Below are 11,810 nucleotides of genomic sequence, written 5' to 3'. Positions count from 1 at the left end.
CTTTTTTGTTGACATCCCTCAGTTTAATTGAACTATGTGTTCCATTTAAGCTGATCGGAATTCAAAACGGTAAAGAATGGGCTATTGCTGTATGCTATGATCCAATTATACCCTTTTATTATACTAACTTTTAAATAGCATTTGCCTATTTTAATCGATAACATGTATTGCAGTATAGAATGCGTTCAAGCTTTAATATTCAATTGGGTTCTCGTCTTAATTTAATAAGTCACCAGGTTTAACAACAAACATCCAGTTAAAATCCAATTTAATAATCCCTGCATTTGGAAATACCCCTTCAAACAATTTAAAAAATAGTTCATTTTTATCCTGATCCATTCCGTTATAATTGATTCGGTTATAAATTAATATACCTCGATCTGTTAATGAATTTTTTAATGAATTTAAAAAATCAATGGTTTCAAATTGTTCAGGAACAGTTCGGTCATTAAAAATATCCATACAAATTAAATCGTATGTCTTATGATTTGAATTCATAAATTCCAAAGCATCTTTCAAATAGATCTTACATGAATTATTAGAAATTTCGTGTTTGTACTTTTCAAAAACAGAAACGATTACCGGGTCTATTTCAACGGCATCAAATGCAGCATGTATCTTAAATTTTTGTTCGAGTATTTGTAAAATACTTCCAGTACCTAAACCCAATATAAGTATATCTTTTAAATCAAACTGGTCTAAATGCATAATGGAAAAGCTATCTCTGAAATTATAGTAATGATTACCATAAGAATAAACGGCATTTGATGATACCAATTTAAGCTGTCCTTGAGAGAGATATAATTTTAAAACCGGATTAATAGGAGTTTCATGTTGTTCAAGCAGTACATCAAATAAAAAACTTAAGTAGTACTTTAATTTAAACATGATTTAATTTCTAATAATTGCTACAATATTAAAATCGGTTCTTTGCGCTTATGGTCAATCCTGTTTATCCCATGTTCTGACTGATTGGCTTAAAGCAAAGATCTCTTTAGAAATATTCTGATCAATTTCGTTAAACTCTTGTACACGTCTGCTCATGGAAGCCATCGCTGTTTGAAAAAACTTCTCTAGTTTAAACGTTGAAAAACCGGATGCGCCTCCCCATGAAAATTCAGGGATATATTGTCTTGGGAATCCATCTCCAAATACATTCGCTCCATAACCAACTACAGTAGCTGTATTAAACATCGTATTGATTCCACATTTAGCATGATCGCCCATCATCAATCCACAAAATAATGAATTCGTTTTAATAAAGCGTTTTGTTGAATAATTCCAGATTTTTACTTCTTCATAATTATTTTTCAAATTAGAATTGTTACTGTCTGCACCCAAATTACACCATTCCCCTATGACACTGTTTCCTAAAAATCCATCGTGTGCTTTATTTGAAAATCCTTGAATTATAACATTATTGAGCTCCCCGCCAACTCTTGATTCCGGACCAATGGTAGTTGCTCCATAAATTTTTGAACCCATTTTAAGCTGAGATTTTTCCAATACGGCCAAACTTCCACGTATCATACATCCTTCCATGATTTCAGCATCCTTTCCAATATATACCGGTCCGGTATTTGTATTGATCACACTGTGGGATATCACAGCTCCCTCTTCAATAAAAATTGAATTTCCTATCAATCGATTGGAATTATCCAATGATTGAGATTTGCGTCCATTACATATTAAATTAAAATCACTTTTTAATTCGGTATCGTTCCATTGAAAAATCTCCCAAAGATTCATCAATAAACTTAATTGCTCAGATGCTGCAATGGATCCAGATAAATTGAAGGAATCCGGATTGTTTAAAAAATCTTCACATTGATGATCAGACAATCGAGCGGCTATCCAATCTTCATCACAACGGATGGATTCTCCGGTTTTCAATTGATTTACTAATTGAAGCAGGGCTTGATTTGGAATGCAATGTGATTTGATTAATAGATTGTCAGCTTCAATCTGGCATTTAAATTTATCCTGCAAATATCCTGGAATAAAATTGGACGATTTTGCATTCAAGCTCCGTTCCCATTTTTCAGCAATGGTTAAAATGCCAATTCTAAAACTGGAAACAGGTCTGGCCCATGAAAATGGTTTCAAACTATCCCGATGATCGGGTTCAACAAAGATTAAATTCCTAGTGTCCATAAATTTTAAACCCCGCTTTTGGCGGGGTTTAAATTATTAACTTTTTGCGAATTTTGTGCTTGCAAATTTTTTATTGAATTTGTCAATCCGTCCAGCAGTATCAATGAACTTCATTTTACCGGTAAAGAACGGGTGGGATTTAGAACTAATTTCCAAACGAATTAAAGGGTATTCTTTCCCATCTTCCCATACGATGGTTTCTTTTGTTGCAGTACAAGAGCGGGTTAAAAAGGCTTCATTACAAGAAAAGTCCTTAAAAACCACAAATCGGTAACCAGCCGGATGTATATCTTTTTTCATTTTTTGAAAATTTGGAATGCAAAGTTACATTTTATCCTTGAATTTAAAGAAAGAATTTAGATTTTCAAGACCGAATTTATTCTAACTTATTGATAATCAATTAATAATCGCATAATTTTCAAAATGTATTAACTTGCCGCGCAAGAATTTATGCATATTTCAAAATTTAAAATCGGTATATTATTAGTAAGCTCCATCATTCTGGTGGTTTTTGCAGCCAATTTTATGATTGGGCATACCTTTTGGGGCAATTTCCCATTAATCTTAATCCTTCCATTATGGTTTAGTATAATTTTTGGATTGCTTATCTATTCGAAGTCGCTGTTTCAAAATCAATCCGGGATTTGGCTGAGTTTACTTTCGGGAATTTTATTAGGAAAGGCCTTTGTTTATGACAGTCCGCTACTTTTTATTGGTTTCATTCCACTATTGCTATTAAAATCAAATCTTGAAAACCGAGCTATAAGACCCAGGCTGTTGATCCATGGAGCCTATGCATTTAATGCATTTATGGTCTGGAATATTTGTGCCACCTATTGGGTTGCCAATGCTGCATTGATTCCGGGTTTTGTTGCCATTTTGCTAAACAGCTTTTTTATGACCATTCCCTGGTGCGCCTCGGTTGTATTTGAAAGGTATTTTCCAAAAATAATAGGATTTTCATTACTGTTTTTTTGGATCAGTTTTGAATGGGTGCATCAAAGTTGGGAGATTTCCTGGCCTTGGTTAAGCCTTGGAAATGGCTTTGCATTTTATCCAAAATGGATTCAGTGGTATGATTGCACAGGCACTTTTGGGGGCAGCTTGTGGATTTTATTAGTCAATCTTCTATTTTCTAAATCATATCAAAATAATACATGGAATTGGGCTTATATCCCTGGCGCGATCTTATTAATTCTAATTCCTGTTTGGATAGGATACTATAAATACGATCGGGTCAATTTAAATGGAAAAAATATTGAGGTTGGGATCATTCAGCCCAATTATGAACCCCATTTTGAAAAATTCTCCATCGATCAACGAGAACAAATGCAACGGTTTGAAGCGTTATCTAAAACTGCCTGTAGCTCCAATACTAACTATCTAATCTGGCCGGAAACCAGTTTTGAATATATCCAAATCGATCATTTTGATACCGACTGGCGGATACAGCGAATGAAAGAAATTATTGGCAAGGGGTCTGACATGTGCCTGGTTACAGGATTGACCACGCTTAAACCATTTAAGGAGGGGGAGCCCTTGACTGCAGCTGCCAGAGAAAATAAACGCGGTGGATTTCCACGATATTATGAAATTCAAAACAGTGCAATCCAATTACAATCTGATTCAAGTGAAATTCCTGTTTATGTAAAATCTAAATTAGTCCCTGGAGTTGAAACCTTCCCTTATCGCAAATTATTACCTTTTCTAAAGCCTATTGTAGATAAACTTGGTGGTTCTGTACATGGCTTAGGAATTCAAAAAGAGCGTTCTGTATTTAACAATCAATCGCTTTCCATCGCACCCGTTATCTGTTATGAATCTATTTATGGAAATTTTGTAGGCGACTATATCCGGAAAGGTGCCCAAGCGATTTTTATTATGACAAATGATGGGTGGTGGGATAATACACCAGGACATAAACAACACCTTGCTTTTGGAGCTCTGCGTGCCATTGAATTCCGAAGACCAATCGCCCGATGTGCAAATACGGGAATTTCCTGTTTTGTAAATGCTCGCGGAGATATCAGCCATCAACTTGCATATGGAACACAAGGAAGCATTACAAACTCAATGGCATTTTCAAGCTATGAGACAATTTATTCTAAAACAGGCGATTTGATTGCTTACGTTTGTTTGATATTTAGTGTGCTTGCCCTGTTTTTTTTATTGACTATAGTTTTGCAAGTTCGCTTTTTAAAAAATCGATAACCCGAACTTCAACTGAATCTATTTGATTAAAATCTGCCAGAAAAACGGATACATAATCCAATAAATGAACTAAGTAAATTGAACGAACAATAATTGAATCTCCTGAAGAATAAATTTCTATTAAATTTTGAGTATAATGAGATACAACTTCTTTTGTCAATTCAATACGAGCCTGAATGCGTGGATGATCACCTGCATTTCTTATAAAAACAGGCGCTAAAGCATTTTGAGTCCATCGCCATCCTACCAACTCATTGTGATTCATTTCTGGAATTACATGATGCCAACAAAGAATTTTGCTATTTTCATTGAGTTGTTGTCTAAATCTCACTGCAACCGGTTCAATAGTATCTGCACAGTAAATTACGGGGATTTTTCCTTCCAGATAGGAAGCCAGGTGTTTTGCCTTTTCAATGATGGCATTAGATTCAAGGTTCATTTTTTCAATTGACAAATTCAATTCCGAAATAAAATGATCCGGAATAATTCCCAATTTATGGATGACAAATAACTGCGCCACCAGTGAAAATCCCAGGCAAGCTCTCGGAGAGGACCAACCAGATGGTAATTGAATATAATCCAACTGAAATTGATTTGCCATACGCATTACTTCTCCTCCTGAAGCAATACAAACTATTTTTGAACCTCTGGGAATAATTTTACTAAAACTCTCGATGGTTTCCTCGGTATTTCCCGAATAGGATGAGATGATTACCAATGTTTCATCATCTACAAATGCAGGGACATCATACGTTTTCCCAACGATATAGGGTACCTCTGCATATGATTTAATAAATGAGGCAACAAAATCGGCGCCAATGCCTGAACCGCCCATTCCACTAACATATATCCGTTGGATGCGCTTGGAATGACCAGAAATTGAAGCATTTAATCCAATTTGGATGGCTTGCTCCAATTGAGATGGGAAGGCCTGGATCATTTCAAACATTGATTTCATAAACAGTTAAGATATTGAACCGTAAAATTACAAGATATCCAGTATTAAGCGTATTTAAATCAAGGGCTTTAAGTAAAATTCAAATTTAAGTTTTTGACCATTTCTTCAAACTACCAATTTTATTTTTTTTCCAGCTTTCTGTTGTAACAACCGATTAATCTTTGACAATGAATAGAAAGATGTCGGCCATGAATTAATTTTTGAAATTTGATCATTTTCCATAAGGCCTGCATTTGCCGAAGGTGTTCCTTGTAATATATGCGCAATATAAAAGGAATTTAAATCCAATCCACCAGAAATTACGATCATTCCGGATTTATCATAATCTATTTTCTTTTTGTAACTCTTTGTTGTTTTTAGATACAATTTTTCACTTTTGTAATCAAAAATAAGTTGAAACTTATCCAGAATATGATTCCCAATTAAACCTGCTTTACTTTGACTTTCCGTTCGTCCAATACTCGTTTGAATTTTTAAAAAATGGGTTATCACTTGTTGTATTTTAAACGTATCAAATTGAAGTAAATTGATTTTACCGACATATCCATTTAAAACACCTCCAAGACCACTTCCTAAATAACCCGGAATCATTTTATCTGGCAATTGCAGGTTCCCTGTAGAATCTGAATACATCATTAATGACAAACTTGCACCGGTATCTAACAATAAATTTAATGAGTGAGAAAGCGTATCAGAAATACAAATTCTTGTACTAAGGTAAGGCTTGTTTTTATAGATCTGAATTGGAACTGCAGTAAAGGAAGCACTTATTTTTTTTGAACTCGGATGCAACATGATCAATCGGAGCTTGTAATTTATTTCTATTTGGTAGGAATTAAAAATGGCGGCACTTAGAATCCCATGAACTGGTTCACCAATCACTTGCGAAATGTCATTGATCTTCTCCTTTAAAACTATTAGTGGAGTATTAATTGAATATTGGTCTCCAAAAGACAGTCCCAATGGACTGGTAACATAGGCAGGAATCTCTTGCTGCAGATCGGAACCAATAACTCTAATTTCTCTTTGATATACATTTGGAAACAAATCCGTCCATTTTTTTTCAAACAAGATTGTGTGTTCAGCTCCGGTATCAAATATCAGATTAACCGGAATCAGGTTTTCTAATTTCAATTCAACGATTATAAATGACTGAACATATTTAAATGGCAAACGGATACTTCGGCCAGCTAGTTGCTCGTTTTCCCGCGAATTTGCTATACTTACTCCAAACAAATGGATAAGTAATAAAAGTAAAAACAAACGATTACATATACTATTAGATCGTAAGGCCATATGCTCTAAAAGCAATTTGAAATTAAAAATACAACAAATCCGCTTATGTGGAACTCTTAAAACGACTACGGGAAAGCCTGCATTTTTCAAAACTCCTAATTTACCATGTAAATGAGGAATTTAAAAATTGCTTATCGAAATATTAAGGATCTTTAGAGCATTCCCCAATTAAAAAGCGACTCTTTTTTGATACCTTCCATACAAACCTAATTCATTTCCCTCGCTATCTAGAAGCACTTTGAAATAGGAACATTCCAGACTCCTGGTATAAAATATTTCATTATTTGGAGTATTTAATATACTGAGCGTTCTGGTATTCGAAATTCCTTCATTATTATCCCTCCGGCTGGCCATCAATCCTGTTTTTATCTTAAAATTACGCAAGTCACGCGACCAGGGAACCAAATTAAAATTGGCGGAAAGTATCACATTTGGAAAATCTTTTTTGATTTTAACACTCAAAGAATCTAAAAATTCATTCATTCTGCTAAATGAATTGGATGTTTCCATTGGCAATGAATTTGAAACAAATATTTTAAAACTATCATTCAATTGGTTCGTCAATCCAAGGCTCAAAATTGGATTTCCAAATATTCCAAAACTGGATTCTTCATAAAAAGGAAATTTTGACAACACGGCCTTTCCCAAAGGATCAATACGTGGCAACATGGTTTGATAAGGATATCTGGCTCGTGTTGATTGTAGTTTTTCTATATTATCCGGCGATAACTCCTCCAATACGAGAATATCCGGATCCATATTATAAATAGACTGAAGAGAAGAATTAATGTCATCGTTTGTAAATGTCAGATTCACAAATAACAAACTAATTGAGGCCGGATTATTTAAACTAACCAGTCTCAAATCCGTATTGAAAGAATTCATCAGAAAAAAAGCAAGGATTCCCGAAGAGAAAAAACAACTGTATAAAAACTTTTCATTTCCAATAAACAATGACACGATGCCAATTAACAGGCACAAGAGCATCCAATGAATTGCATAATCGGAAAACCTATAAATTAACAGAAAGGCTGGTGGAAATATAAACAATATGGAAATTCCCAAGATCATTGCAATCAAGATCCACTGAATTTTTTCTGGTATGTATATGCTTAGTGTTTTAATAAATTTGATTTCTATTGATCCTATGTACAAAATTAATGATTGCACTTTACAATTTATAAGGAAGCTCTAAAAACTCATAAGGGTTGGTCTATTATCCTATAAAAGCTTCATTTTAAGTCAAAATTTCAACGTTTTTAAAATTGTTGCCCAGTCAAAAAGCCTTCTTAGAACTCCTTTTCCTGCAATGATCGAATCAACGATCCATTTAAACAGATTAAAGCAAGGGTATAACTTAATCCTATCTTATGCTTAATTTGAGTTTTCAACTGTTACATCAGATTCCAATTTTTTATACTTGCATTTAATAATCTACAATAATTCTGTTCTTAAATTGGAGTATGTCTCCATCTGGATGAAGTAATTCCATCCGAATTATATAATTCCCCCTGGCCAATCGGGTTCCTTGATCAGAATCACCATTCCAAATTACAAAATCATCTGTTGCGAGAATTTGACTTTCCAACTTTTTGACCCGATACCCAGAAAGGTCAAATACCTCAATTCTTGAATTAAATCCGGATTTAGGCAGATGAAATTTAATTTCAAGGAAATCCATTAAATTATCACCATTCGGACTTATCCAAATCGATGACAAACTTGGAATAAATTGCTCAGAATTTTTTAAACTATCTTGCCATTGGCTGTTTTTAATTCCTGGCGTTGCAAAAAAATAGGTTTTGGATGCAGATTGCCAATTCTGTTTATTGTCAGATGCCAATTCTAAATGAATTTTTTCAAGTGAAACCCCTTCAGGATCCTTTAAAAAGGGATGATGCCAGGATTCATCAAATTGAAAACTATCTAAAACTCGAAGCGTATTGTGATCCCTGACTGCTAAAATTAAAATACCTCCTTCATCAGAAATTGATGGAAGATCAGATTTTACGATTCGTAAGGAATCATGAAAAGGATATTGAATTATCAAATTTTCGGGATCGGAACTAAATGCTAAATATCCTCCTGGTAAAATAACTTGATCTGTATTTAAATTCATCCAGGTATTGGATGTAAGCGGATTCGAAATCATCAGTGCGGAACATTTCAACGATTGATTGCTCTTGTTATAAATTTCAATAAAATCTTGTCCGCCACTGTTTGGATTAAAAAGAACCTCAGAAAAAGTCAAATCACCCATCTCAGGTTCTGCAGGCACATTGAAGGCTTTAGAATTAAAATTAAATTTTTGCTGTATGCAATTTTGAATCCCTGTAAAGTACAAGGTATAGCTGATACCCTTATCTAAAGGTTCATTTAATAAAATCAGCAGTTCGTTAGTTCGTTGTTCTATAAAAGACACAGTAGCCAATGACCGATTGGGCGTAATTTTAAACCATTCAAGATGGTAAATGGTATTAAAATCTAAATTTTTATTGAAACTGACTTTAATTTCCCATTCACTTAAAGCATGTAAACTGGTTAGATGCAACGTTGAATCTACCGTTGCATGAGAAGCAACTGAATTCTCGCGTCCAGGGCTGCCTCCGCTAAAATGCTGGCTGGCTGTCCAATTTAATTTACCCAGACATAAATCGCCTTCATTCATTAATTCCAATGAATAGCCACCTTCTTTTTTAATTTCTGAACCATACCAACTGTCATCAAATTGCACAAGATCAATCAATTCAAAATCAGCATTGTATAATTGCACTACCTCAGCAGCATTATTTATAGAAGGAAATCCATTTAAACCATACACGGATCCATACCCTTTAAATAAATCTGTATCTCTTGCTGCACAAAGAATTAAAAATGAATCTGGTTTGATCGAGCATTTTCCAAAATAAACTTCAGTAGAACCATCTGACAAAATGCAATCTTGCAAATTGAGTATATTGGGACTTGTGTTTTTAATTTCGATGTATTCACGTTCAGGCAAACTTGCCGGCGGACTAGGGTCTGCCATGATTTCGGTAATAATTAAATCATGGTATTCCGGGTGCACAGAAAAGATCGCTTTAAATTCAAACATCGATCCTGAATTGATATTTGAATCTAGGTCTGATATATTTTTATACTTCAATACATAATTGGAATCGAATGTTAGATTTTGTTTAAAATGCAGTACGCAAGAATTTGAGTTCATCGAGTAAATTGAATCCGGGAAACCAACATGAACAATTTCAAAATTTATTTTTATAAACGAAGATTGAATATTTAGTGGTTCGGTAAATTGAAGTTCCAAACGATGTTCATCCAAGGTCTCAACGGATTGAACAAAAGGAGTGAGCGTATCTTTAGCAAACTTAACAATGCTTACATCATCAAAATAGTATCGATCTTTACGCGAATCTGTGTACGTACAAATAAATTCAAAAAACAGGAGTCCTTCTTAAATGGAATTTGTTTAAACAAGGTTCGTTCAAGATTCAATGGGTATTCTCCAGTATAATTTACCTTAAAATTCCAAATAGAATCTTGGTATAATGAAATATTAAACCTGGCCATTGCCGGATCTGAAGCAAGCTGCATCAATTCTCCAGAACCCAAAAGTTGCTTTGTCGAAGCATCTTTATAAAAAAATTTCCAGTTATCGTTGGTTCCATTTTCACCAATTTCAATATAAAACGCTTTCGAAGAATCCCATGGCATTTGATCGGCAATTAAAACAACTGCCAGTTTATTAGTAGCTGATGGGCTGAAATCCAATTTAATATAGAATGACCAAACCAAACTGTCTTCATATTGAAACGATCGAAACAGCGCTGAACTGCCCGCTGATGGGGCCATTAACTGAAGTTGCATTTGGGAATTAACCTTAAAGTTATGGACATCGCCTTTCCAGGCAGGGTCGAGTGATTGACTAAACGAATCACTCCATTGGGCGAATAGCCCAGAAATGCCAAACAGGCATATAAGGGTCATATATGTTCTCATAGTAGCCCTAAGGTAAAAAAAATTAAAATATCCAAGTTTTTTTATTGATATCAAATCCTAAGAAATTATTAATAATCCAAAGAATCGCCAATCTCAAAAGCTAACATGTAACTTTGTGAAAATTTGCGTATGCATTTAGCAGTTGTTGGCGTCACGGGTTTAGTAGGACAAGTAGTTTTGGATTTATTGAATGAAACCAAACTTCCCTATGATAAAATTAGTTTTGTTGCTTCTGAGCGTTCGGTTGGTAAAATCATTTCCTGGAATGGTCATAATCATACCGTCATTTCAATGGAGGATGCAGTAACATCAAAACCCGACATTGCCATATTCTCAGCAGGAGGCTCCACCTCATTGGAATGGGCACCTCGATTTGCGCAATCTGGATGTTTTGTGATTGACAATTCTTCAGCCTGGCGAATGGATCCAACATGTCCGTTGGTAGTTCCGGAAATTAATGCTGACACAATCCATGCAGGCACTAAAATTATTGCAAATCCAAATTGTTCAACCATTCAAATGGTGATGGCATTAAATCCACTTCATTTAAAATATGGTTTGGATCGGCTTGTGATTTCAACCTATCAATCTTTTACTGGCACCGGCATGAAAGCGGTCCGCCAATATGAATCTGAACGGGATGGAAAAACGGTCGAAGAACCAAGAGCCTATCACCACCCCATTTTCGAAAATTGCATTCCTCAATGCGACACTTTTTTAGAGAATGCTTACACCAAAGAAGAAATGAAAATGGTCCATGAAACGCGTAAAATATTAAGAGATCCTGCAATTCGGATTACGGCAACTGCAGTGCGCGTTCCAGTAAACGGGGGGCATTCTGAATCCATCAATGTTCAATTAAAAAATGAATTTGATTTAGGGGCCGTTTCAAATTTATTGGCTTCCACTCCTGGAATCATTTTAATGGATAATCCAGAAAATTTTGAGTATCCCACACCCTTGCAAGCTAAAAACAGAAATGAAGTATTAGTAGGTCGAATCCGCCGGGATGAATCACAGGCTAACACGCTCAATATATGGGTGACTGCGGACAACTTGCGTAAAGGAGCAGCTACCAATGCCGTACAAATAGCGGCTTATCTCATTGATCAAAAATTGGTCGGCAGGAATTAATTTATAAAAAATGATATTTGGATTGATTTTTGTACAATTTAAACGTTATAGATAGGAA

At 34.8% G+C, this 11,810-nt stretch carries 10 protein-coding genes; 2 read left to right on the top strand and 8 right to left on the bottom strand.

Annotated features, from left to right (window positions below; translation table 11 throughout):
- Positions 1 to 216 precede the first annotated feature (216 nt).
- Genes IPK91_14670 through IPK91_14660 form a run of 3 tightly spaced genes read right to left on the bottom strand, consistent with a single transcriptional unit; the run spans position 217 to position 2,454 of the window.
- A complete protein-coding gene (locus IPK91_14670) occupies positions 217 to 888 on the bottom strand; it encodes a fused MFS/spermidine synthase (protein ID MBK8298491.1) in 672 nt (223 codons plus the stop codon).
- 54 nt (positions 889 to 942) lie between these two features.
- A complete protein-coding gene (locus IPK91_14665; GenBank protein ID MBK8298490.1) occupies positions 943 to 2,154 on the bottom strand; it encodes a glucose-1-phosphate thymidylyltransferase in 1,212 nt (403 codons plus the stop codon).
- 36 nt (positions 2,155 to 2,190) lie between these two features.
- On the bottom strand, positions 2,191 to 2,454 hold the full coding sequence (locus IPK91_14660; protein ID MBK8298489.1) for a type B 50S ribosomal protein L31: 264 nt from the start codon (positions 2,452 to 2,454) through the stop codon (positions 2,191 to 2,193).
- Between the two features lie 150 nt (positions 2,455 to 2,604).
- On the opposite strand from IPK91_14660, the gene lnt reads away from it, so the two are divergent.
- Positions 2,605 to 4,365 carry an apolipoprotein N-acyltransferase gene (gene lnt / locus IPK91_14655; protein MBK8298488.1) on the top strand — a complete coding sequence of 587 codons (1,761 nt, stop codon included), beginning with the start codon at positions 2,605 to 2,607 and terminating at the stop codon, positions 4,363 to 4,365.
- Here the strand turns inward: lnt and IPK91_14650 are convergent.
- The 5 genes from IPK91_14650 to IPK91_14630 form a co-directional block, all read right to left on the bottom strand.
- Positions 4,328 to 5,323 (bottom strand): bifunctional phosphoglucose/phosphomannose isomerase, encoded by a 996-nt coding sequence (locus tag IPK91_14650; protein MBK8298487.1) that lies wholly within the window; start codon positions 5,321 to 5,323, stop codon positions 4,328 to 4,330. The genes lnt and IPK91_14650 overlap by 38 nt on opposite strands.
- 105 nt (positions 5,324 to 5,428) lie before the next feature.
- A complete protein-coding gene (locus IPK91_14645; GenBank protein MBK8298486.1) occupies positions 5,429 to 6,619 on the bottom strand; it encodes an aspartyl protease family protein in 1,191 nt (396 codons plus the stop codon).
- 168 nt (positions 6,620 to 6,787) lie between these two features.
- Positions 6,788 to 7,600 carry an endonuclease/exonuclease/phosphatase family protein gene (locus IPK91_14640; protein ID MBK8298485.1) on the bottom strand — a complete coding sequence of 271 codons (813 nt, stop codon included), beginning with the start codon at positions 7,598 to 7,600 and terminating at the stop codon, positions 6,788 to 6,790.
- 445 nt (positions 7,601 to 8,045) lie between these two features.
- A complete protein-coding gene (locus IPK91_14635; protein ID MBK8298484.1) occupies positions 8,046 to 9,941 on the bottom strand; it encodes a lamin tail domain-containing protein in 1,896 nt (631 codons plus the stop codon).
- A gap of 56 nt (positions 9,942 to 9,997) precedes the next feature.
- Positions 9,998 to 10,618, bottom strand: coding sequence for a hypothetical protein (locus IPK91_14630; protein MBK8298483.1), 621 nt, complete (start codon positions 10,616 to 10,618; stop codon positions 9,998 to 10,000).
- Between the two features lie 129 nt (positions 10,619 to 10,747).
- On the opposite strand from IPK91_14630, the gene IPK91_14625 reads away from it, so the two are divergent.
- Positions 10,748 to 11,752 carry an aspartate-semialdehyde dehydrogenase gene (locus tag IPK91_14625; GenBank protein MBK8298482.1) on the top strand — a complete coding sequence of 335 codons (1,005 nt, stop codon included), beginning with the start codon at positions 10,748 to 10,750 and terminating at the stop codon, positions 11,750 to 11,752.
- Positions 11,753 to 11,810 lie beyond the last annotated feature (58 nt).

This window comes from Saprospiraceae bacterium (genome assembly GCA_016712145.1).
Lineage (GTDB): Bacteria > Bacteroidota > Bacteroidia > Chitinophagales > Saprospiraceae > Vicinibacter.
The sequence above is the reverse complement of the archived record's forward strand: the minus strand, read 5'-3'. Positions and strand labels throughout refer to the sequence as shown.